The organism is Streptomyces shenzhenensis (assembly GCF_003688995.1).
In the GTDB taxonomy this organism is placed as follows: Bacteria; Actinomycetota; Actinomycetes; order Streptomycetales; family Streptomycetaceae; genus Streptomyces; species Streptomyces shenzhenensis_A.
In genome coordinates this window covers 1-742 of sequence record NZ_PENI01000101.1, presented here as the reverse complement: position 1 = coordinate 742, position 742 = coordinate 1, and the positions used below count along the sequence as shown (strand labels likewise).

General features: G+C 69.1%; 1 protein-coding gene. It reads right to left on the bottom strand.

All coding sequences use genetic code 11. The features are described from left to right. Positions 1–742 (bottom strand): glycosyltransferase family 2 protein (locus CTZ28_RS46385; protein WP_147481317.1); only part of this gene is annotated, 742 nt, incomplete at both ends.

Sequence of the window (742 nt, the reverse complement as noted above, 5' to 3'; positions counted from 1 at the left end):
CGAGGATGTCGAGGCAGTGTTCGCCCATCTTGCGGTGCAGGTAGGGGCGCCAGGGGGCCAGTTCGGGGTGGTGGTCGACGTAGGCGAAGACGCGTTCGTACTGGTCGTGGATGTCGAAGTGTTTGCGGCTGGTGGTGGACAGGATGTTGCCCTGGCGGCGTTGGCGGTAGTTCAGGCAGATCCGGTCGAGTGTGGCGATGCGTCCGGCGCTGAGCATCACGGGGAAGGTCCAGGGGGTGTCCTCGTAGTAGCCGGGCGGGAAGCGGAAGTCGTGCTCGGCCACGTAGACGCGGCGGTACACCTTGTTCCAGACCACCATCAGCAGATCGAGGATGCGGGGGTGTTCGGCCGCCGTGAAGGTGCCGTCGCCGGCCTCGGTGAGGACGTGGGCGAGGGCGTTGCGGCGGGTGCCGCCCCACCAGTAGGTGCGGGCGTAGTCGAAGACCAGCACGTCCGGGTCGGCGGTCTCGTCGAGGCGGTCGGCGAGGGCGCGGAACGTGCCGGGGGTGAGGGTGTCGTCGCTGTCGAGGAAGAGCAGGTAGTCGCCGGTGGCGTGGGGGAGTCCGGCGTTGCGGGCGCGGCCGAGGCCGACGTTCTCCGGCAGATGCAGCACGCTGACGCGCGGGTCGCGGGCCGCGTACTCGTCGAGGATCGCACCGCAGCCGTCCGGCGAGCAGTCGTCCACCGCGATCACCTCGAAGTCGGCGTACGACTGCTCCAGGACCGAGTCGAGACACTCGCG